This window comes from Sulfurospirillum sp. E15m (genome assembly GCF_059415145.1).
This window is the reverse complement of the sequence record NZ_JCAHZS010000001.1, coordinates 46,880-67,126: the sequence shown is the minus strand read 5'-3', so window position 1 is coordinate 67,126 and position 20,247 is coordinate 46,880. Positions and strand designations below refer to the sequence as shown.

Here is a 20,247-nt window from a genome sequence, read left to right as displayed (position 1 = left end):
CCAAAGGAAAATTATGCCAGCAGATTTGAATGACTATTTTAAGAAAAAGAATGGCGGAAGCAATAACAGTGGAGGTGATAACGATAATAGACCTTCTTTCAATATGGAACCACCTGAATTTTTCAAAAATTTAGGCAAGAAAGCAGGGATTCTCTATCTTCTTATTGCTCTAGTGGTCATCGCTGTTGTCGCAAAACCATTTGTCATTATTAATTCCGGTGAAATGGGAATTAAAGCAACAACCGGTAAGTTTGAACCTATCCCGATGGAACCTGGTTTTCACATTTTTATTCCATTTATTCAACAAGTGTTTATCGTGGATACAAAAGTACGTGTTATGAATTACTCTTCCAATGAAGATTTAGGGGAAGTGATTCAACGAGGTTCAGGCATCAAGCGTAACGCTGCCATTTCAGTCCTAGACGCAAGAGGACTTCCTGTTTCCATTGAACTGACAGTTCAATACAAACTAGAGCCTTCAACCGCTCCTCAAACGATTGCAACATGGGGCATGTCATGGGAAGATAAGATTATTAATCCTGTCGTTCGTGATGTGACAAGAAGTGTTATTGGTAAATTTAATGCCGAAGAACTTCCTCAGAAACGTAATGAAATTGCCGTTAATATTGAAGAGGGAATTCGTAAAGCCATTGATGCACAACCAGGCAAACCTGTTGAGCTTTTGACCATGCAGCTTCGTGAAATTGTGCTTCCGGCAAAAATTAAAGAGCAAATTGAAAAAGTTCAAGTAGCAAAACAAGAAGTTGAACGTACCCGTTATGAAGTTGAAATAGCGAATCAACAAGCACTAAAACGTGCTGCTGAAGCAGAAGGTCAAGCAAAAGCGAGAGAAATCAATGCGCAAGGTCAAGCCAACGCAATTAAAATTGAAGCTGATGCCGATGCCTATGCCAACAAAAAAATCAGTGATAGCATCTCCTCTCCTCTTTTAACCCTTCGTCAGATTGAAGTACAAGGTAAATTTAATGAGGCCCTCAAAGAGAACAAAGATGCTAAAATTTTCTTAACACCTGGCGGTGCAGTCCCCAATATTTGGGTTGATACCAAAGATGCACAAAAAGCCGTTAGTATCAGTAAATGAAATCTGCATTATTAACGTCAATCGATTGGGTGAAAACACCTCTTTTACCTGTCATTGCACAAGACTATCTATCACATGAAGTCTTAATGCTTGCCTATATGAATGAAGAGGCCTTAACGTTAAGTCTAGAGACAGGTGTCGTCCACTATTTTTCCAGAAGCCGACAAAGCCTCTGGAAAAAAGGTGAGACTAGCGGACATTTTCAATACCTCAAAGAGGCTTTTTTAGACTGTGACAGCGACACACTTCTTCTCAAAGTGGAACAAATTGGGGTTGCATGCCATACGGGAAGAAATTCATGTTTTTTCAACCGTATCGACCTGGAAGAAAAACCTTGTGAACCTCAAAAAGTGATTGATTCATACTCTATCACTGACCAACTTTATCATATTATCCAAGAGCGTAAACATGCCGATCCTAAAACATCGTATGTTGCCTCTTTATTGCAAAAAGGCGATAATTCTATTTTAAAAAAAGTTGTTGAAGAGGCTGGAGAATTTTGTTTTGCCTGCAAAGATGGAGAGCAAAAAGAGATTGTATATGAAGCAGCTGATTTAATGTTTCATACGTTAGTCGCATTGGGTGCTAAGAATGTTCATCCCGATCTTATATCGACAGAACTCAAACGCCGCTTTGGACTCAGCGGTATAGAAGAGAAAAATAACCGTAATGATCATTGATGCTTTAAAATTATCATTATTGACCTATTTTAAACATATGGGTTTGTATGATTATCTAGCATTTATTTGGTTGTTCGTTACATTTTTCGTACTGATTGTCTTAGCCATTATTGTGGCTAAGCGATCATCCGTTGCTGCTCTTTTATTGATTATTTTTGCTCTCATTTTATTCACTATTACTCCTCTTATGATTGAATATAAACTCAATTCGCTTTTACGTACTACTTCAACGGAAGTATCCATGGTTAAAAAACTTGTTTTTTCTGACTCATTAATCGTTGAAGCAAACATATACAATCATGCATCAAAACCTTTTAACATTTGCCTTGTTCATACGTACGTAACGAAGCAAACCAATGCAACGGGAATAAAAGCGTTACCTATTCTATTAAAGCCTATTGCTGTTCAGTCGATACTAGTTCGAGAAAACATTCAAAAAGATGATTTTATTAACTATAAAGCAGTGTTTGATGATTTTACCTATACAGGGGAAGTCAATGCAACTGTGAAAGCAGAATGTTATTAAGGAGTAAGCATTGCCTTATTTTACACTCTTACATTGGATCGCGATCATTGTTATTGTGATGCTTTTTTCTCTTTTTCTTTTTTTAACCATTCAAAACCAAGATGGTAAATCTTCATTACTGCCTCCTATTTTAACCAATATTCTTGTCATGTCAATTTTAGCTGTCTTTAGCATTTATGTACTTGATAAATATACAAAAATTGCTAGACTGGAGAATATTGTTCAGAAAAAAATACTTGTTAATGAATCATTTGCGATTAGTGGACAAATTCGCAATATTGGCAATTTTCAGATAGGAAAATGTGTTTTAGAAGTGAAAATCTCGAATAATTCAATTGAAAAGACAGGAACAGACAGTGCTATTTTTGTTCCAAAATCAGCATTTGATGGTCTTTTTAATCGGGATAAAGAGAATGTCGTTGAAACGACAAAAGAGTTTGTCATCGCTGAAAATCTTCATAAAGGAGAAATGCGCAATTTCACTGTGTTTATGCGTTATCCTCCCTCTTTTAGTAAGCCTTATACTCGTTATGAATTATTTTGCCATTAATAGGCTAAGCCTTCTTTTGCTAGCGCTTGGCGTAAATTAAACATTTGTTGATGCTTGGTATAACACCATTGCGGTGATAATAATGACTCATCTTGAATTCCTGCACTAATGCGCTGGACCATCACGTTTTCAGGTAAAAGTTTCATTGCTTCAACAACGGTCTGGATATACTCTTCTTCATTTATGGGCAAAAAGAGCGCTTTATGATAATCATTTGCTAGTGCTGTTCGCTTGACAACATATAGTGGATGAAATTTAAACGATTGTACATTGAGACTCAACGCAAACTTAACACTTTCAAGCATCATTGCACGTGTTTCATTCGGTAATCCAAAAATCATATGGGCACATACATTTAACCCATATTGTCTTGTTAAATGAATATAATAAGCTACATTGGCACTATCATGCCCCCGATTGATACGTTGTAATGTTTCATCGAAAGATGATTGTACACCATACTCAACCCATATTTCATGCTTTGTCGATAATTCAGCAAGATATGCAAGCACCTCTTCATTAATACTATCAGTACGAGTTCCAATACTCAGCCCTATTACATCCTCAAAGCTCAGTGCTTTACTGTACAAAGCTTTGAGAGTGTCCAATGGGGCATACGTGTTCGTAAAGGATTGAAAATAGACGATAAATTTTTTTGCACCAAACTTTTTACGTAATTTTTGTTGGGTTTTTTTATATTGCGCTTCGAGTTGGAGAAGCTGAAAATCCAAATAGGGATTATGGGAGTGAGGATTAAGAAAAAACCGTTTCGGTTGCTGTTGCTTATGTTCTAAATTAGGGCTAAAAGATTCGTTTTCGCAAAAAACACATCCTCCTTTAGCCACAGTACCATCAATATTAGGACATGTAAATCCAGAAATAGAGATAGGTACTTTATAAACGTTTACCCCAAACTTATTTCTAAAATACCGTCCTGCGGTCAATATCTCACGCATTATTTGATGAAATAATTTCCATCAAAGCTAACGAGTGAATAGTTCATATCATTGCCAATACTCTCTTTTAGCGCATCGATACTTAAAAAAGCCAGTGAATCTGCTTCAATATATTCTCTCACTTCCTCGACACTTTTATTGGCACTGATAAGCTCTTTATAACTTGGTGTATCAATACCATATAAACATGGGTGTTCAATGGTAGGAGAAGCTATACGCATATGCACTTCTGCGGCTCCTGCTCGTTTGAGCATTTTAACAATTTGACGTGATGTGGTACCTCTTACAATACTATCATCAATCACAACAATTTTTTTACCTTCTAAAATTTTATGAATTGGAGAGAGTTTGAGTTTGACTTTAAGGTCACGTACGGCTTGGGTCGGTTCAATGAAGGTACGTCCAACATAATGATTTCGCACAATAGCCATTTCAAAAGGGATGCCACTTGCTTGCGCATACCCAAGAGCTGCACTGACTCCACTATCCGGTACAGGGATTACAAAATCTGCTTCAACAGGAGAGAGTTCTGCGAGTTTCATTCCCATTTTTTTACGAATAGCATAAACATTTTTACCTTCTATTACACTATCAGGGCGTGCAAAATAGATAAATTCGAACGCACAAATATGTGGATCTGGTTCAAAAAGTTGAATACTCTCAAATCCTTCTTTACCGTGCTCAAAAATAACCATTTCACCGGGTTTTACATCTCGGACAAATTCAGCATCTACAAGATCAAGCGCACATGTCTCGCTTGCAACGATATAGCCGCCTTCTTTTAATTTTCCAATAGAAAGAGGACGAACACCATAACGATCACGAACTGCAAACATCTTTGATCTGCTTTGAATTAAAAGGCAATAAGCACCCTTAATCACATTGAGAGCCTCAACGATACGGTCTCTTAATTTCCCTTGTTGTGAACGCGCAATTAAATGAATAATATTTTCAGTATCCATAGAAGATTGAAAAATCGCACCTTGCTCGACCAGTTTACTTCTTACTTCATGTTTATTAATCAAATTTCCATTATGAACAATCGAAATGTCACCTAATTTATAACTAGCAGCAACGGGTTGAGCGTCTCTCACTGAGTCACTTCCAGCCGTAGAATAGCGATTATGACCTATAGCCATATCACCATATAAAAAAGCAAGTTTATCTTCATTAAAGACTTCAGTTACTAGCCCATTATCTTTAATCGTTCTAATTTTTTTGCCATCACTGGCACTAATTCCTGTTGCTTCTTGCCCACGATGTTGCATCGCGAAAAGAGCATAATACGCGATTTTAGAAGCATGTTTTACGTCAAATACACCAACAATTGCACACATAAGTTCATATCACCTTTTATGAAAGACCTAAACAGTCACTAATCGTATAAAGACCATTAGGTTGATTAATGATCCACTTTGCGGCTTTAATTGCGCCTTTGGCAAAGGTATCACGACTGGTTGCAGTATGATTCATTTCAATAAATTCACCATCATTATAAAAACCTACCGTATGACGACCTACAATATCGCCACCTCGAAGTGCCATAATAGCAATTTCATCTTTGGTTCGCTCACCAATGAGGCCATTACGTCCACTGATACGAACATCATCTAAATTAAGCCCTCGTCCACGAGCAGCGTGCTCTCCAAGCGTTAATGCCGTACCACTTGGAGCATCTTTTTTATAACGATGATGTTGTTCAACGATTTCAATATCAAAGTCACTTAAACTCTTAGAAGCAAGTTCCACTAAGCGATTTAATACGGCCACACCTAAAGACATATTGGTAGAATAAAGAATAGGCATATTATTAGCAGCTTCTTTTAGAAGATTATGCTGATGCTCGTTCAAACCTGTCGTGCCGATAACAAGAGGCGTTGGATATTTCAATGCATTCTCAAGTAAAGCTTCTGTCCCTATGGAAATTGTAAAATCGATGACAACATCACTTTTCTGAAGTAATACAGCAACATCATCCGTAATGATTGCATCTTTTGGAGGAGTAAATGCAAATTCTTCAATTGCATGAAGTGTCGTAATTTTAGCTTCTTTATCTTTAGCCAAATTATCAATCAATAACCTGCCAACCCTACCTGTTGAGCCATGAATTCCAACTTGTATCATTCGTGTTCTATCCTTATTTAATGGTTCACATATTCAAGTGCTTGGATACCAGCAGTTGCACCATCACCTGCTGCACAAACAACTTGTTTAGAAGCTTTTGTTCTTAGATCGCCTGCTGCGAATAATCCAGGAATATTCGTTTTCATGTTTAAATCAACAATGACATTCCCATTTTCATCCATTTCACATAAAAAACTGCCATCTTCTTGTTTCAAAATACTATTATTAACATTCATACCAACAAAAACAAAGACACCAGGGACATGAAGGTCTCTTTCTTCTCCATTGCTATCTGTAATGAGAAGTCCATTCAATCCCATTTTATCACCATATGCTTTTTTGACAGTTGCATTTAAAATAAGTTCGATTTTTGGATTATTTTTTACTTTTTCTACAGTACTTGGACTCGCTCTAAAAGTATCTCGTCGATGTACTAAATAAACTTTTGAACAGATGTGTGAAAGATACAATGCTTCTTCCAAAGCAGTATCGCCACCACCAAGGGCAACAACTTCTTTATTCTTGTAAAAAAAACCGTCGCAAGTAGCGCATGTACTAATGCCTTTACCAAATAAATCTGCTTCGCCTTCAAAGTTTGCACGCTTAGGTGTACTTCCTGTGCACACGATAACACTTTTTGCCTGCTCGCTTTTGCCGCCAGCTAGGGAAATCTGAAATGTTCCATCTGAATTTCTAGAAACCCTTTGAACTTCTTCCATTGCATGTTTGAGTCCAAAACGCATGCATTGTTCAGACCAAGGGGCCATAAAATCTAAACCACTGAGTATCTGCGCAGAACCTGGATAGTTTTCAATTTCACTACTACTAGTAATTTGTCCACCAGGAAGGCCTTTTTCAAACATAACTACATTTTTTAAACCACCGCGTGTTGCATATAATCCAGCACTCAGTCCTGCGGGGCCCCCACCTATAATTGCGAGATCTAACATGATTTTTCCTTATCTTTTTTTAGACTGTTGTATTAAGACACTATCAAACAGCAATAAAGCCATATTTATAGTCCAAAAGAGGTAATTTGTAGTCAAGGAAGCTTATACACTTCCTTGATGAATGTTCATTAAAGGAGTGAATTAACTTTATCAGCTAAAACTTGTTTTGACGATGCACCAATCATTTGGTCCACCAATTCACCATTTTTAAAGAAAAGAATCGTTGGAATAGAACGGATACCATATTTAATCGCAACATCTTGCTCTTCATCTGTATTGACTTTACAAATTTTTGCTTTACCATCAAAATCACCAGCAAGTTCATCAATAACTGGAGCGATCATACGGCAAGGTCCACACCAAGGTGCCCAAAAATCTACTAAAGCTACACCCTCAGCTACTGTGCTATCAAAATTAGCAGCGTTCAACTCTAAATATTTTCCCATAGTTATTCCCCTAAATTATTATATATAGTCTCTATTATACTCCCCGTAACTTTAAAATTTCCATAGCGAGTTAAGTTATTTTTTTAGTAACTAATATTTTTTATTATTTCAATATTCTCAGGAGTAACGAGAATCGCATCCATCTGGTAATCAAGAGAAGAAGGATTTTTCAAAAAATAATAATTGATTGTTTTAATCAATTTTGTCATTTTAGAAGGTGTGATTCGGGTAACGGGATCATACTTTTTTGAAAATTTAACTTCGCAAAAATGTAAAATATTATCTTTTAGAGCAATAATATCTATCTCTCCGAATTTTGAATGAAAATTTCGAGCAACAATATGATAGCCCAATTTTTGAAGGTACAAAGAGGCATTTTCTTCTGCCTCTTTTCCTTCAATAAGTGACATTATGACTCGATTCGAATCATGGCAGGTTTTAATTCAACAAATTCTAAACTACGGAGTTCACAAAGTGCATTTTGAATATCTTTTTCTTTACACGTATGTGTAGAGAACAGCAAAACAGCACTCTCTTCTTTCAATGCATCTTGTTTCTGTAAAAAGCTACTAATAGAAATTGAATGTTTACCTAACACTTCAGAAATTTTTGATAAAACACCAATCTTATCGGCTACTTTAACGCGAATATAATATTTAGTAGCTATTTCATCTTTTGGCATTAATGTTAGCCCACTTTTCTCAAGAGGTTTTATAAAACCAAGCATTGGTGAATTTTGAGTATGGCGTGCGATATCGATCAAATCAGAAACAACGGCACTTGCCGTAGCGCTTCCACCTGCTCCTGGGCCATAATACATCGTCTCTCCAACACGATCTCCTATCACACTAATACCATTCATAACACCATCAACTTTTGCGATCATTTGCTTTGTTGGAACCAATGCAGGATGAACGCGAAGTTCTACTTGGTCACCGCATTTTTTTGCAATCGTTAGTAGCTTGATGTTGTACCCGAATTCTTTTGCGAAATAAATATCTTCGCTATTAATGTGCTCAATTCCTTCAATGAGAATTTCTTCTGGTTTTACATCAATTCCATAGGCAATACTGGCCAAAATTAAAAGCTTATGCGCAGCATCATAGCCGCCTACATCAAATGTCGGGTCTGCTTCGGCATAGCCTAATGCTTGTGCCTCTTTTAACACATCAGCAAATTCTGCTTTTTCGTTCATCATTTTGGTCAATATAAAATTACATGTACCATTCATAATGCCTTTTATCGCTTCAATATGATTGGCACTTAACCCTTCACGAAGCGCTTTAATAATAGGAATACCTCCAGCAACGCTGGCCTCATAGCCAATAGGAGTATCGCCTGCCAAGTCACGTAGTTCATAACGATGATATGCCAATAAAGCCTTATTTGCGGTAACAACTGCTTTTTTATTTTTGAGCGCCTTGGTAACAATTTGGTAGGCTTCATCAACACCACCCATAAGCTCAACAACTACATCAATTTCTGGATTTTCTAATATAGCATCTAGGTTATCACTCAGAGGGATAGTGATATCCCTCTTCTTTTTCAAATTTTTAACCACACCCAGTATAGGAACAATTTTTTTGCCACTACGTGCTGTAATAATATCTTCGTTTTCTTGCAATATTTTAACAACGTGGCTTCCAACAGTTCCAACACCAATGATTCCAACTTTTATCATTCTTTTAAACCTTCTAAACTCTTCAAATACTTCTTAATATTGCGTGCAGCTTGGCGAATTCTATTTTCATTTTCAATGAGTGCAATTCTGACATATCCATCGCCACTCTCGCCAAAACCAATACCAGGACTAACCGCTATCTTTGCTTCTTGTAAAAGTTGCTTTGCAAATTCCATACTTCCTAAATGCTCTGCAACTTTAGGAATTTTTGCCCAAACAAACATGGTAGATTGCGGTTTTTCCATCGGCCAACCTGCATTATTAAAACTTTCAACTAAAACATCTCTTCGTTTTTTATACGTAGCGCGAATTTCATCCACACACTCTTGCGGACCATCCAGTGCCACCGTTGAAGCAACTTGGATAGGGGTAAACATGCCGTAATCAAACCATGATTTAATTTTTTGAAGTGCCCCAACAAGTTTTTTATTTCCAACAACAAAGCCAACACGCCAGCCTGCCATATTGTAACTTTTTGAAAGTGTATAGCATTCGACAGCAACATCTTTTGCGCCCTCAACTTGAAAAATTGAAGGTGTTTCGTAACCATCAAAAGAGAGGTCCGCATAGGCAATATCGCTAATAATATAAAAACGTTCTTCTTTTGCGTAAGCCACGAGTTCTTCATAAAACGAAACATCTGTTGTTACGCAGGTAGGATTGTGTGGAAAATTCACCACAACAAATTTTGGTTTCGGTGCAGATTCTTTAAATACTTTTTTGAGCTTTGCAAAAAATTGCTCTTTATCAAGTTCATATTTTTCATTATAATCTAAGCCGAATTTATGGACATTCCCGCCCGCAATCATAAAAGCATAGGCATGAATTGGATACGCAGGATCGGGGACAACTGCAACATCCCCTGGGTTCATAATAGCTTGTGCTAGATGGACAAAGCCTTCTTTACTTCCTAATGTAGCAACTGCTTCTGTATTTGGGTCAAGCGTTACTCCATATTTACGTGCATACCAATTGCAAATTGCAAGGCGAAGTTTATAAATGCCTTTACTCACAGAATAGCCATGTGTACCATCTTTTTGAGCAGACTCTACCAATTTGTCAATAATATGTTGAGGCGTTCTACCGTCAGGATTCCCCATAGAAAAATCTATAATATCTTCGCCAGCACGACGCGCAGCAAGTTTTAATTCATTAATCTCTGCAAAAACATATCCTGGTAATCTATCAATTGTATTAAATCTAATCTCATCAAACATTTTTAGTCCTTTAGTCTTTTACGGATAAAGATAATCCATGCTTAATGTTCTCTAATAAAAATGCATCGCTCATTTTAAGATACGCTGCACCACTTGGAACTTTAAGCTTAAGTGTTCTTGTTGACTCTTCTGATTTGATATCGCTTAAAAGGTGTAAGTGTTCGTCAAAAAAGACAACATCCGGAAACCATCTGTCACCTGCATGCACCGTTACTGTAATTTCTTTTATGTTCTTTACATCAATCCAATAAGGTTTTAACGGCTTTCCTAAGTTGGTATTCACACCTACTTCTAAGGATCGTGCCGCTAAATACGCATTTTCTGAATTAATATCATAAAACCAGTAATGGTCATCATTTTTTACAATATTAGTTATAGTACATCCTCTAGCCTCAAGGGCTCGTGCGAATGATTCAGGATCGACGACATGTTCGGTTTGAAGGTAAATTTCCCAAACAAATCCTGCGCTATCACGTAATGCATTATTCGTTAGAAAATAGTTATATCCCATTGTCTCGAGCGATTCATTAATAATTTTTAAAAAGATAAGAGGATCTTGTTGCGTACGAAATGCCAAGCGTAATTGAATGGGTTTATCGTATAAAAGTTGTAACAATCCATTTTTTTTCAAAACAGAAACAACTTTAATGCTATCAACTTCACCGTTAGGTTTTAAAAAATTATTGGTTTGTGCAAAAAGAACTTGAATGAGATTAATTTGTTTCTCATACTTTGCTGCACCAACAAAACTTTTTATCTTCTCTTGCAATGTTTGTGCCCCAAATAATGAGAGCGCCATAATTAAAATAAGGACTAATTTTTTCACCAGTTTTTGCCTCGATTTAACTCAATAAATTTTTCTTCAGAGATTTTTTTAATCGCACCATTTTCAACAAGGAATCGTGTAGAACCTTGCTCTGTAAAATCTTCAACACTACCATCGTACGAAAGTTTAAAGTATCCGTTACCCGTTTTAATCAATTGACGTTTAGTAAGGTCAATCGTTATATTTTGGTCACTTGCTCCATCTTTTCGACTAAAATCATCTAAAGAAATTGTACCAATCCAAATACGTCTTGTGGGCATAATGATTGCTTTATTTTGTGGTACATCTTTTATTAATGAAACATTAGCATCGGGTAAAGTAGGTAGATTGCTTGGAATAGACACATTGCTATCGTTGGTATCATTAGCTTCTCGTGTACGCGTTAGATTTTCATCAATCCGTACAACAACAGCTTCAACCGTTGCATTACTGCTATTATTATCAATGACTCTTTCTTCGACTTTTACTCCTAAAGAATTTGCCGCTTCTTGCACGATAGGAGCACTTTGGTAAGCTGTTGTTTGATTGGTGTCTGATTTGACTTTATCTAAAAGACTTAAAATATCAATATTCACTTGAAAAACAGAGCCAACGCCAAATACACCTGCGATAAAGACAAGAATTAGAAATAACCATGCTGCTTTTTTATAGCTACGATCACTTTTTGCCTGTATAAAAATCTTTTCTTTGTGCGCATCTTCTTCTGCTTTATGCTCAGTCCAATAGTCGTGAAAGCCTTCAAGCCAATCGGTCAAATCAAGCTTATATTCACGAGAAAGAATCTTGACAAACCCTAACGTATTAATTTTATTCAGCTTGTCATATTGATTGTTGATCATGTATTCTAGTTGCTTAACTTCGATATGTGTTCGCTTACAAACTTCTTGTAAACCGATTTTTTCCAATACCCTGATATCATTATCCATTGGCTATCCTATCACACAGTACTGCAGCTGCCGCACTCACATTTAAAGAGTCAAAAGCTCTCGCCATTTTGATTGATACAACTGTATCCAAACGCTCTTTTACTTTAGGGGACAAACCTTTACCTTCACTTCCCATAATCAAAACTTTTTTAGAAGCAAAAGTGACTTCATTCACATTCACACCATTCATATCAGCACCATAAAGTGTAAAGCCCATCTGTTTTAATTCATTGATCATATCGCGTGTTGAAGGGCACAAAGCGATAGGTAGTTCAAAAGCTGCGGCACTGCTGGTACGTAAAATGGCTTCTAGGTTGCATGTTTTCATGCCACTTAAAATCAATCCATCTGCACCAAAAGCATATGCACTACGTACAATGGCACCAATATTGCCAACGTCTGTCACTTCATCTAACACCACTAAAAAAGAACCGTGTTTAATTTCAGTAAAAGGAGTTAATTCCAAATCAGAAATTTCTGCAATAAAACCTTGATGATTTCCGCCATGACTCATTGCTTGGGCTTTACGCTCATCAATACTACAGATCTTTTGTGTCACTTTTGCGATTTGCGAAAATAATTTTGGATCGCATTTCTTTGACAAAAAGACGGTTTGAATCCTTGATGGATAATGATTTAACAGATGTAAAAATAGTTGTTTGCCATAAATTATCATGGCAATTATTGTATCCAAAATGGCTTAAAATAATACAAGTTTGCTACAAAAAGGTATTTTTAGAATTTTTACATGTAACGAAAAAGAATAGAAATTTTTAAAGTGCGTTATACCACTCTTTAACACTCATTCCCGTTAATTTGGAGAGCAGTTTAGCTTTTTGCTTAGGAGGGAGATCTAGAGCCAAAATATCTTCTTTCGTAATTGCTTCACCATCTCGCTTTGCTTCAGGAGTGATAACAATAACCCATTCCCCTTTAAGATTAGCATTCTTAAAAGCGGCATGGACTTCAAGAGAGGTTCCCAAGAAGCGTTTTTCGTATAATTTTGTGGCTTCTTTGATAGCAAAAATTGTCCGATTGGGCGCATAGTTGGCTAATTCTTCGATGAGTTTTTCAATACGATGGGGTGATTCATACACAATAACAGCATACGGGGCATTGAGTGCTTCAAAAAGTTCATTTTGACGCTCACTTCCTTTATGCGATAAAAAGCCATAAAATAAAAATTGATGTGTTTGGATTCCACTGGTGACATAAGCAAGCAAGGCAGCATTTGCTCCTGGAAGCACTTCATAGTCAATTTTATGGTCTTGACAAAAACGTATCAATGCATTGCCAGGGTCACTAATGCCAGGCATCCCTGCGTCGCTCAAATACCCAACGGTTTCATTAAAAATAGCATGATTAATCGTTGATAAGACTGCTGTTTCGTTATGAGAATGCATAGAAATAAAATTTGTAATTTGAAACGTAACGTTATGTCTTTGGGAAAGAAGATTAAGAAGTTTTTTGGTAATACGTGTATCTTCGCAAAAAAGCGTTTTACATTCGGCAAGAAGTTTTAGGCTTCTTACCGATATATCATCTAAGTTTCCTATAGGAGTAGGAATAAAATAGACCAATGGTTTTAAGAACTATTTTAAGCTATATTTTTTCTTAAATTTCTCAACACGACCCGCAGCATCAACAATCTTCTCACTGCCCGTGAAGAAAGGATGGCATGAACTGCAAATATCGATTCTTAACTCAGACTTGTTTGACATAGTCTCAAAGCTATTACCACATGCGCAGGTTACGACACATGGTACATATTCTGGATGAATATCTTTTTTCATAATGTTTTTCCTTAATTATTTATCATAAAAATAAAATCTATTATTTGGCATGTTTTGCCAAAGGGTGCAAATTATAGCACAAAAGATTCATTATTTCAAGTCATGCCAAAATTTTGGAAACAGTGGCTATCACTGCTGTTTCACTTCTTAAAATTGTGTTACATTTTAGCCCAAAAACAACCATTTTTTTAAAGAATAATCGCTCTTTTTCGCTAAAGCCACCTTCGGGACCAATGATGACTGAATCTATATTATTCTCATGACTTAAGACCGATTCAGAAAAATCAATGACAACACTTTTGGGGTATTTTTCGATGAAATGTTGTAACGTTGGTAAATATTCAACACGCATTTGGTTACTTCGACCACATTGTTGTGATGAATTAATTAAAATACGCTCCATTCTTTCAAAATCCAATTTATGCTGTTTTTGAGAAAAATCGGCATAGAAAAACGTAAGGGTAGTAACGCCTAGTTCGTTTAGCATCGGCAGACTTTTTTCAATAATTTTTGGGTCAATAATGCTCCAACCCACGCGTAAGATTTTGGAAGGAACGATAGGCATTATACGTGTTTCATTTAACTCAAGGATGGCTTCTTTTTTACCAATTTGCGTAATCTGATATTGATACAAGCACTCATCAACCAAATTACGCCAAAAAAGTTTTTCTCCAACACTGATACGCCTTACTTTGAAAATATGTTCATACGCTCTTGTATCAATAGTTAATACAGCAGCTCCTGCTTGCGGATGATAAACAAACTGCATATTAATGTGCCGTATAAAACAGTAATATCGTAATAGCCACTAAAGCAAGGTCCAGTAAATATTTACGAAAGGCTAACGCTTTATACGCATTTTGTGACCCTGCATCAAGGCGTGCTTTTTTATAAAGCTTATGGTTTTTAATTCCTAATCCTACCATCACAACCCAAGCAAGGATCATTTCCCACACTATAAGTGAAAATGAAAATTGACGTACTGCCATCACAATCAAGCCTGTGAAAAAAATAGCAGAAAGAACAATATAATATTGTGGCGCTATAAGTTCTAACCTTTTAGAAAGATTAAAAAACGTTTTATCACTTTTTAGTAGATAAAGATTAATGAAAATGAGCCCTATTAGTACCACGATAAAAATCAAGTGGAGCTGAACAGAGAGTTCAATCAATTCGTTCATGATGAAAAATCCTTCACAAAAATAATCTAAGATTGTATCCATTTTAGTATAATATTACCCATAAATTAAAAGGTTCACTGATGCCCATTTTATACCAAGAAGCACTTAAAATTATTCAAACATCTATTTTGCCAATCACTCAAACACAAACGCTCCCTCTTTTAAAAGCACTTCATCGTATTTCTAGCGCTGATGTGTATGCGAAATTTGCACTACCAAAACATGCAATGAGCCTTAAGGAGGGTTATGCCATTTCCTTTCAAAACACGCTACCTCAACACCGCTATGTCCTGACACAAAACAATGAAGCGATTGCTGAAGGAGAAGCCATTAGGGTATCCACAGGTGATTTTATACCAGAGGGCATCAATGCCGTTGTCGCAGAAGAAGAAACACGTTTTAATGAAGCAACACAAACCGTAGAATGCGCTACACTCCCTTATGAATCACAACATATCAAACATCAAGGTGAAGACATCGCGCAAGGAGAGCTTTTACTCCATAAGTTTGATCCTATCAGTGCTTACAAAATTACAGCCCTCTCCTCTCAAGGAATTCATCGCATTAAAGTATTAAAAAAACCTATCGTCAGTATTTTAAGTATCGGAGAAGCTTTGGCATCGGGCTTGATTGCCAATTCAAATGCCATGAGTTTGGCAGCAAGAGTCGTTGAATTGGGTGGGAAAATAGATAAAATTATAACGTGCAGAGAAGTACATGCAACCATTTTGGAAAATCTTCAAAAATTGGCAGAGACTTCTGATTTAGTGATTACAACAGGCGCCTTAAGCAGCCATGATGCGATGCGTTATCTTTTAAGTAACAGCGTGCTTCAACCTTTATTCCATACTGTACGCATTGCTCCTGCTAAACCAAGTGCTTTAACACTTTTAGACAAAACACCTATTCTACATCTTCCAGGACTTCCACTTTCGTGCATGCTCGGCTTTGAGATGCTAGGCGTGCCTCTTTTAAGACAATTGCAACATCACAGTTGTATTTTGCCAGATTTTGTCACGTGCATTAATCAAAAACGTTTTACATGTAAAACAGATTGTATGAGCGCAATTCCAGGATACAGTGATGGTAAAGGGTTTATCCACGCGCCTTTTTATGAAGCAGGCAGGCTTAATATTTTAAGCCAATGCAATGGTTATACTTTGATTGAGGAAAAAGAGGTGATAGAAGAAGGGGAAGAAATCGCCTTCTTCTTTTTTACTTATCCACCGGTTTCATAAAATGCGCGATTTGATGTTTCATTTTGATCATCATCGCTCCATTTATTCTTTTCAGGTTTGTTACGTAGCACCTCTTTGAGTACTTCTGCTGCACCTGCAATGTCACCTTTACTCACAGCATCTTTAATGCTCATTGCTTCATCAAAATAAAGACAAGGAATAAGCATACCTTCTGCTGTTAAACGGATACGATTGCAATCTTCACAGAAATCATGTTTGTGTGGATCAATGATACCAAAAATATACCCGTCGTCTAATTCAAAGAGATGAGCAGGACTTGGCCCAACACGACCAATTTCCGTAAAATGGTACTTTTTGGCAATCATCTCTTGTACTTCATTCCCACTAAGACCTTGCAATTTTTCTTTTGCGTGTGTATTTTCCATGTACTCAATAAAACGTACACTCATACCGTGCTCTTTTGCAAATTCTAAAATATCTAGCACTTCATCGGCATTGATACCTTTAATCGGCACCATATTGATTTTGACGTTTAAACCAACTTTGAGAGCTTCTTCGATACCTGCTTTTACTTTCCCCAGCACATCTTTTTGAGCCATTTTGGCAGCAACATCTGCTTTTAAGCTATCTAAAGAGATATTCACACGTTGCAATCCAGCATTTTTGAGTTTTTGTGCACAATCTTTCAGTAAAAATCCGTTTGTGGTCAGTGCCAAATCAAGCCCGCTTTTGTGGTTATTGATCATAGCAATAAAATGATCTAAATCTGTACGAAGAAGAGGTTCGCCACCCGTAATTCGGATTTTAGTAATGCCTTCGTCAATGGCAACTTTAATAAATAAAAACAGTTCTTCAAAACTAAGAAGATTTTCTTTGGGAACCCATGAAAAAGGTTTTTCTGGCATGCAATATTGGCATCTAAAATTACATCGTTCCGTAACAGAAACTCTTAAATAAGTTACTTCTCTTCCAAATCCATCTACTAACATTTTCATCCTCTCTCTTGATTGCGAAAATGTATTATACATAAAATGTCACTTTGAAGCTATTTATAAAAATCATTGGGCTAAAATAGTGTGACATTACATTAAGGAGTCTAGTATGCAAAAACCTACACCTACGACCAAAGAACATAGTGTAAGTGCCAATGCGTTTTTAGTCTCAAAGACAGACATTCACGGCAAAATCACTTATTGCAATGAGCCTTTTATCCAAATTGTTGGCGCGAGCGAACAAGAAATTTTAGGGAAACCGCACAATATCATTCGTCATCCCGACATGCCACGTGTTATTTTTAAACTGCTTTGGGGAAAAATTCAGAATCAAGAAGAAATTTTTGCCTACGTTAAAAATATGAGCTTTGACGGCGGTTATTATTGGGTCTATGCCAATATCACTGCATCAACGGATGAACAAGGAAAAACCATTGGGTATTATTCGGTACGCCGTAAAGCCAATGCCAAAGCACTAGAAATTATCAAACCCCTGTATGAAAAACTCATTTCCATTGAACAAACAGGTGGGATCGATGCATCATTAGCATACCTCAATGATGTCTTGCATGAAAAAGGAGTAAGCTATGACGAGTTTTCTAACACGCTTCAAAGATTATAAATTCATCATTGTAACACTCGTCATTTTTGCGGGTATTGCAATGTATAACTGGCATTTTGAAGGAGCACTTGGCTCTTCCACACTTCTTTGTGGCGTTGCGATAGGTTCTTTTTTTGGTAGTCGTTCTACCATGCAGTGCGATGCGCAACTGCATGAAAAAATACTCAATGTAATTCGTGAAGCCGCTCATGGCAATTTAGAGCCTCGCGTTGTAAATATTGACGCAACAAAGCCTTTAGGTAAAATTGCATTAGAAATCAACGACCTACTCGACCAAATGGAAGCGTTGATGCGCGAAACCAAAACGTCTATTGAATCTGCAAGGCAGGGAAAAAACTATCGCAATATTTTCAATGAGGGCTTTCGTGGTCTTTTTGCGGTTAATGCGCGGTACATATCATCCGGTGTTCAAGGCATCTTAGATGGACAAAAAGGAAAAGCCAGAGGTGTGCTCTCCTCGGCATTCTCAGACCTTGGAAACGGAAACAACGGCGTGTTAAACATTCAGCAAGATTTGATGAAAAGCATCGAAGAGATGAGTCAAATTACCGATGTTGCAAACTCAACAGCAGAAAAATCTGATGAAAGCCTTCAAACAGTTACAGACCTTGCTGAAGGCATTAAAGAGCTCTTAGAACTTTTAACCAGCACCAATGAAGCGATTACATCACTTAGTGAGCGAACTTCTGAAATTTCTTCTGTCGTCAATCTTATCAAAGACATTGCAGATCAGACGAATTTACTTGCTTTAAATGCAGCTATTGAGGCGGCGCGCGCAGGAGAACATGGACGTGGCTTTGCTGTTGTTGCCGATGAAGTACGAAAACTAGCAGAACGAACACAAAAAGCAACGCAAGAAATTGCAATGACCATTCAAACTCTGCAACAAGAAACCAATGGGATTCACTCTAACTCGGATCGTATCAGCGTCATTGCCAATCATAGTGGCGATAATGTCATCCATTTTGAGCATGCGCTTAAAGAGTTTAATAAAGATGCCAACGATACGGCAGATATCTCATACAAACTTAAGAATAAAATCTTTACTATCTTGGCTAAAATTGATCATATCGTGTACAAAACCAATGCTTATTCGGCTATTTTAAATGAAAAAGCTGATACAGCATTTGCAGACAGTGAACATTGTAGGCTAGGGAAATGGTATCAAGACCCTATGACGAAAGAGCGTTTTGCAAAAGCAAAATCGTATGCATTGCTCGCTGAACCTCATAAGATGGTTCATCAATGCGTCATGGATAATCTTGAGCATATTAAAGAAGGATATACCGATGATACATTACATCTGTATATTGACAATTTTAAAAAGATGGAACAAGCTAGCGTTTCTCTCTTTGCTCTTCTTGATTCTATGATTCAAGAAACCGCATCAGAGTGTCGTTCTAAACGTCTATAACATACTTTCAAACGGGTTTACATGTAAACCCGTTACTTGAGATTTGCCAACTTTAACACTAAATCGACTTCACCAATTCCGATACGTAAATCTTTTGCGATTTCTGCTTCACTGCGTCCTCGCGCAAATTGAGAAAGAATCATCTTCTCATTAGAACTTGAAGGAGCACTCGATGCTAAGGTCATCTCTTTAGTACGGCTTTCAATTCGGTCTATTCTAGCACTTTGCTCATCTCTAAAGTGCTGCATAATTTTTTCAACATCTTTCAAAGAGGCAACAACCGGCAAGAGACTGTGTTGAATTTCTTGTTTGGTTTGGTCTAAAACCCTTTTTTCTAAACTTTGAAAATCAATAGGTTCTTGTGTTTTTTGTTCGCCAAGCATTTTATTAAGGACATGGTTTTGATAATTGAGCTCTTCAATACTTTTTTCAAAAATAAGAAGTTTTTTATTGACTTCTACATCGCGAATATAAACCATCAAAAAGATGATCACCACTAAAGCAGCCAATGCAATAAATGCTAACGTCTCAATACTCACCGTTACTTCCTTTCATTTGACGAATCATCGCCCGCTCGCATGCAACCATATAGGCGCTCCAATCTTTTTCATCATCTTCATGCATTTGTGTTATCTTACCTAGAGAAGGCGACAACGCTTCAAAAAAAATAGGCATGAAACGTCTTGGAAATGTTGGCATATCAATGCGTGCATAGTAGCTTTGCCCTTCAACTAAAACACTACTTGCATGTTGAATATAGCCATGCCCAATAGCATTTAACGAACCATGGTGCGCTAAGGGTAAATGTAATGGTACATCTTTGTGATGGACCATGTGTGTTAGCGCATCTACTTTACGGTGCAAATCAATCAAAAGAGTGAGAATCACCTGATCGCTTTGCTCTACATCTTTACGTACTTTAGAGGATTTCAGCCACATGCCTAGAGGGTCATCGTTAAGAAGGGATAAGGTATAGTATTCTTTCAAAAAAGAAGCATCTTCAAAGCTACCTTCTTCAAAAACAATATTCAGTGATGCATTAACGAGGCGAATGGCTTCCAT

25 protein-coding genes are annotated in these 20,247 nt (G+C 37.0%); 7 read left to right on the top strand and 18 right to left on the bottom strand.

Going from position 1 to position 20,247, the window contains the following annotated elements; genetic code table 11:
- The first annotated feature begins 13 nt into the window (after window positions 1-13).
- From AC5SLP_RS00365 to AC5SLP_RS00350, 4 genes are read left to right on the top strand one after another with little or no spacing between them, the layout of a single operon-like run.
- Window positions 14-1,102 carry a prohibitin family protein gene (locus AC5SLP_RS00365; RefSeq protein WP_495253151.1) on the top strand — a complete coding sequence of 363 codons (1,089 nt, stop codon included), beginning with the start codon at window positions 14-16 and terminating at the stop codon, window positions 1,100-1,102.
- Window positions 1,099-1,782 (top strand): bifunctional phosphoribosyl-AMP cyclohydrolase/phosphoribosyl-ATP diphosphatase HisIE, encoded by a 684-nt coding sequence (gene hisIE, locus AC5SLP_RS00360; RefSeq protein WP_495253150.1) that lies wholly within the window; start codon window positions 1,099-1,101, stop codon window positions 1,780-1,782. The genes AC5SLP_RS00365 and hisIE overlap by 4 nt, the downstream gene beginning before the upstream one ends.
- The gene (locus AC5SLP_RS00355) at window positions 1,772-2,308 is read left to right on the top strand and encodes a DUF2393 family protein (protein ID WP_495253149.1); all 537 of its coding nucleotides are present in this window, start codon (window positions 1,772-1,774) and stop codon (window positions 2,306-2,308) included. Before hisIE ends, AC5SLP_RS00355 begins: the two co-directional genes overlap by 11 nt.
- Before the next feature lie 10 nt (window positions 2,309-2,318).
- Window positions 2,319-2,858 (top strand): DUF2393 family protein, encoded by a 540-nt coding sequence (locus AC5SLP_RS00350; RefSeq protein ID WP_495253148.1) that lies wholly within the window; start codon window positions 2,319-2,321, stop codon window positions 2,856-2,858.
- Here AC5SLP_RS00350 and mnmL read toward each other — a convergent pair.
- The 15 genes from mnmL to AC5SLP_RS00275 all read right to left on the bottom strand — a co-directional run bounded on the left by mnmL (window position 2,855) and on the right by AC5SLP_RS00275 (window position 14,958).
- Window positions 2,855-3,814: a tRNA modification radical SAM protein MnmL/YtqA gene (gene mnmL / locus AC5SLP_RS00345; protein ID WP_495253147.1), complete on the bottom strand. Its 960-nt coding sequence runs from the start codon at window positions 3,812-3,814 to the stop codon at window positions 2,855-2,857. The two genes, AC5SLP_RS00350 and mnmL, sit on opposite strands and share 4 nt — an antisense overlap.
- Window positions 3,814-5,151, bottom strand: a complete 1,338-nt coding sequence (purF, locus tag AC5SLP_RS00340; RefSeq protein ID WP_495253146.1) for an amidophosphoribosyltransferase — start codon at window positions 5,149-5,151, stop codon at window positions 3,814-3,816. Before purF ends, mnmL begins: the two co-directional genes overlap by 1 nt.
- Window positions 5,152-5,167: 16 nt before the next feature.
- Window positions 5,168-5,938, bottom strand: coding sequence for a 4-hydroxy-tetrahydrodipicolinate reductase (gene dapB, locus AC5SLP_RS00335; RefSeq protein ID WP_495253145.1), 771 nt, complete (start codon window positions 5,936-5,938; stop codon window positions 5,168-5,170).
- Window positions 5,939-5,955: 17 nt separating this feature from the next.
- Complete coding sequence (trxB, locus tag AC5SLP_RS00330) at window positions 5,956-6,888, bottom strand: thioredoxin-disulfide reductase (RefSeq protein ID WP_495253144.1); 933 nt, start codon at window positions 6,886-6,888, stop codon at window positions 5,956-5,958.
- Window positions 6,889-7,016: 128 nt separating this feature from the next.
- Window positions 7,017-7,334 carry a thioredoxin gene (trxA, locus tag AC5SLP_RS00325; protein ID WP_495253143.1) on the bottom strand — a complete coding sequence of 106 codons (318 nt, stop codon included), beginning with the start codon at window positions 7,332-7,334 and terminating at the stop codon, window positions 7,017-7,019.
- An 83-nt stretch (window positions 7,335-7,417) separates the two neighbouring features.
- A complete protein-coding gene (locus AC5SLP_RS00320; RefSeq protein WP_495253142.1) occupies window positions 7,418-7,744 on the bottom strand; it encodes a YraN family protein in 327 nt (108 codons plus the stop codon).
- Window positions 7,744-9,015: a homoserine dehydrogenase gene (locus AC5SLP_RS00315; protein WP_495253141.1), complete on the bottom strand. Its 1,272-nt coding sequence runs from the start codon at window positions 9,013-9,015 to the stop codon at window positions 7,744-7,746. The genes AC5SLP_RS00320 and AC5SLP_RS00315 overlap by 1 nt, the downstream gene beginning before the upstream one ends.
- A complete protein-coding gene (locus AC5SLP_RS00310; RefSeq protein ID WP_495253140.1) occupies window positions 9,012-10,232 on the bottom strand; it encodes an LL-diaminopimelate aminotransferase in 1,221 nt (406 codons plus the stop codon). The genes AC5SLP_RS00315 and AC5SLP_RS00310 overlap by 4 nt, the downstream gene beginning before the upstream one ends.
- Before the next feature lie 10 nt (window positions 10,233-10,242).
- Window positions 10,243-11,058, bottom strand: coding sequence for a hypothetical protein (locus AC5SLP_RS00305; protein ID WP_495253139.1), 816 nt, complete (start codon window positions 11,056-11,058; stop codon window positions 10,243-10,245).
- Complete coding sequence (locus AC5SLP_RS00300; protein ID WP_495253138.1) at window positions 11,055-11,984, bottom strand: hypothetical protein; 930 nt, start codon at window positions 11,982-11,984, stop codon at window positions 11,055-11,057. The genes AC5SLP_RS00305 and AC5SLP_RS00300 overlap by 4 nt, the downstream gene beginning before the upstream one ends.
- A complete protein-coding gene (rlmB, locus tag AC5SLP_RS00295) occupies window positions 11,977-12,660 on the bottom strand; it encodes a 23S rRNA (guanosine(2251)-2'-O)-methyltransferase RlmB (RefSeq protein ID WP_495253137.1) in 684 nt (227 codons plus the stop codon). The genes AC5SLP_RS00300 and rlmB overlap by 8 nt, the downstream gene beginning before the upstream one ends.
- 97 nt (window positions 12,661-12,757) lie before the next feature.
- Window positions 12,758-13,564 (bottom strand): 16S rRNA (cytidine(1402)-2'-O)-methyltransferase, encoded by an 807-nt coding sequence (rsmI, locus tag AC5SLP_RS00290; protein ID WP_495253136.1) that lies wholly within the window; start codon window positions 13,562-13,564, stop codon window positions 12,758-12,760.
- A gap of 12 nt (window positions 13,565-13,576) precedes the next feature.
- Window positions 13,577-13,777 carry a 50S ribosomal protein L31 gene (gene rpmE / locus AC5SLP_RS00285; RefSeq protein ID WP_495253135.1) on the bottom strand — a complete coding sequence of 67 codons (201 nt, stop codon included), beginning with the start codon at window positions 13,775-13,777 and terminating at the stop codon, window positions 13,577-13,579.
- Window positions 13,778-13,877: 100 nt separating this feature from the next.
- Window positions 13,878-14,546, bottom strand: a complete 669-nt coding sequence (locus AC5SLP_RS00280) for a 16S rRNA (uracil(1498)-N(3))-methyltransferase (protein ID WP_495253134.1) — start codon at window positions 14,544-14,546, stop codon at window positions 13,878-13,880.
- 1 nt (window position 14,547) lies between these two features.
- Entirely contained in the window at window positions 14,548-14,958 is a 411-nt protein-coding gene (locus AC5SLP_RS00275) for a hypothetical protein (protein WP_495253133.1), read from the bottom strand.
- 80 nt (window positions 14,959-15,038) lie between these two features.
- Here AC5SLP_RS00275 and AC5SLP_RS00270 point away from each other — a divergent pair, with 80 nt between their 5' ends.
- Window positions 15,039-16,196: a molybdopterin molybdotransferase MoeA gene (locus AC5SLP_RS00270; protein WP_495253132.1), complete on the top strand. Its 1,158-nt coding sequence runs from the start codon at window positions 15,039-15,041 to the stop codon at window positions 16,194-16,196.
- On the opposite strand, the gene moaA is transcribed toward AC5SLP_RS00270, so the two are convergent.
- Window positions 16,178-17,146, bottom strand: a complete 969-nt coding sequence (moaA, locus tag AC5SLP_RS00265) for a GTP 3',8-cyclase MoaA (RefSeq protein WP_495253131.1) — start codon at window positions 17,144-17,146, stop codon at window positions 16,178-16,180. The genes AC5SLP_RS00270 and moaA overlap by 19 nt on opposite strands.
- 112 nt (window positions 17,147-17,258) lie before the next feature.
- Here moaA and AC5SLP_RS00260 point away from each other — a divergent pair, with 112 nt between their 5' ends.
- Both AC5SLP_RS00260 and AC5SLP_RS00255 read left to right on the top strand, forming a co-directional pair.
- Entirely contained in the window at window positions 17,259-17,771 is a 513-nt protein-coding gene (locus AC5SLP_RS00260) for a PAS domain-containing protein (protein ID WP_495253130.1), read from the top strand.
- Window positions 17,737-19,185: a methyl-accepting chemotaxis protein gene (locus tag AC5SLP_RS00255; RefSeq protein ID WP_495253129.1), complete on the top strand. Its 1,449-nt coding sequence runs from the start codon at window positions 17,737-17,739 to the stop codon at window positions 19,183-19,185. The genes AC5SLP_RS00260 and AC5SLP_RS00255 overlap by 35 nt, the downstream gene beginning before the upstream one ends.
- Before the next feature lie 32 nt (window positions 19,186-19,217).
- Here AC5SLP_RS00255 and AC5SLP_RS00250 read toward each other — a convergent pair whose 3' ends face one another.
- Both AC5SLP_RS00250 and AC5SLP_RS00245 read right to left on the bottom strand, forming a co-directional pair.
- Window positions 19,218-19,724 carry a DUF6115 domain-containing protein gene (locus AC5SLP_RS00250; RefSeq protein ID WP_495253128.1) on the bottom strand — a complete coding sequence of 169 codons (507 nt, stop codon included), beginning with the start codon at window positions 19,722-19,724 and terminating at the stop codon, window positions 19,218-19,220.
- Window positions 19,714-20,247 carry a hypothetical protein gene (locus AC5SLP_RS00245; RefSeq protein WP_495253127.1) on the bottom strand — a complete coding sequence of 178 codons (534 nt, stop codon included), beginning with the start codon at window positions 20,245-20,247 and terminating at the stop codon, window positions 19,714-19,716. Before AC5SLP_RS00245 ends, AC5SLP_RS00250 begins: the two co-directional genes overlap by 11 nt.

Coding starts and splice junctions, on each gene's coding strand:
- trxB (WP_495253144.1), bottom strand. CDS start 6,888: ATGTTAGATCTCGCAATTATAGGTGGGGGCCCCGCAGGACTGAGTGCT.
- hisIE (WP_495253150.1), top strand. CDS start 1,099: ATGAAATCTGCATTATTAACGTCAATCGATTGGGTGAAAACACCTCTT.
- trxA (WP_495253143.1), bottom strand. CDS start 7,334: ATGGGAAAATATTTAGAGTTGAACGCTGCTAATTTTGATAGCACAGTA.
- AC5SLP_RS00260 (WP_495253130.1), top strand. CDS start 17,259: ATGCAAAAACCTACACCTACGACCAAAGAACATAGTGTAAGTGCCAAT.
- moaA (WP_495253131.1), bottom strand. CDS start 17,146: ATGTTAGTAGATGGATTTGGAAGAGAAGTAACTTATTTAAGAGTTTCT.
- rpmE (WP_495253135.1), bottom strand. CDS start 13,777: ATGAAAAAAGATATTCATCCAGAATATGTACCATGTGTCGTAACCTGC.
- AC5SLP_RS00315 (WP_495253141.1), bottom strand. CDS start 9,015: ATGATAAAAGTTGGAATCATTGGTGTTGGAACTGTTGGAAGCCACGTT.
- dapB (WP_495253145.1), bottom strand. CDS start 5,938: ATGATACAAGTTGGAATTCATGGCTCAACAGGTAGGGTTGGCAGGTTA.
- AC5SLP_RS00320 (WP_495253142.1), bottom strand. CDS start 7,744: ATGTCACTTATTGAAGGAAAAGAGGCAGAAGAAAATGCCTCTTTGTAC.
- AC5SLP_RS00245 (WP_495253127.1), bottom strand. CDS start 20,247: ATGGAAGCCATTCGCCTCGTTAATGCATCACTGAATATTGTTTTTGAA.
- AC5SLP_RS00255 (WP_495253129.1), top strand. CDS start 17,737: ATGACGAGTTTTCTAACACGCTTCAAAGATTATAAATTCATCATTGTA.
- rlmB (WP_495253137.1), bottom strand. CDS start 12,660: ATGATAATTTATGGCAAACAACTATTTTTACATCTGTTAAATCATTAT.
- AC5SLP_RS00280 (WP_495253134.1), bottom strand. CDS start 14,546: ATGCAGTTTGTTTATCATCCGCAAGCAGGAGCTGCTGTATTAACTATT.
- AC5SLP_RS00270 (WP_495253132.1), top strand. CDS start 15,039: ATGCCCATTTTATACCAAGAAGCACTTAAAATTATTCAAACATCTATT.
- mnmL (WP_495253147.1), bottom strand. CDS start 3,814: ATGCGTGAGATATTGACCGCAGGACGGTATTTTAGAAATAAGTTTGGG.
- AC5SLP_RS00300 (WP_495253138.1), bottom strand. CDS start 11,984: ATGGATAATGATATCAGGGTATTGGAAAAAATCGGTTTACAAGAAGTT.
- AC5SLP_RS00310 (WP_495253140.1), bottom strand. CDS start 10,232: ATGTTTGATGAGATTAGATTTAATACAATTGATAGATTACCAGGATAT.
- AC5SLP_RS00275 (WP_495253133.1), bottom strand. CDS start 14,958: ATGAACGAATTGATTGAACTCTCTGTTCAGCTCCACTTGATTTTTATC.
- AC5SLP_RS00355 (WP_495253149.1), top strand. CDS start 1,772: ATGATCATTGATGCTTTAAAATTATCATTATTGACCTATTTTAAACAT.
- AC5SLP_RS00365 (WP_495253151.1), top strand. CDS start 14: ATGCCAGCAGATTTGAATGACTATTTTAAGAAAAAGAATGGCGGAAGC.
- purF (WP_495253146.1), bottom strand. CDS start 5,151: ATGTGTGCAATTGTTGGTGTATTTGACGTAAAACATGCTTCTAAAATC.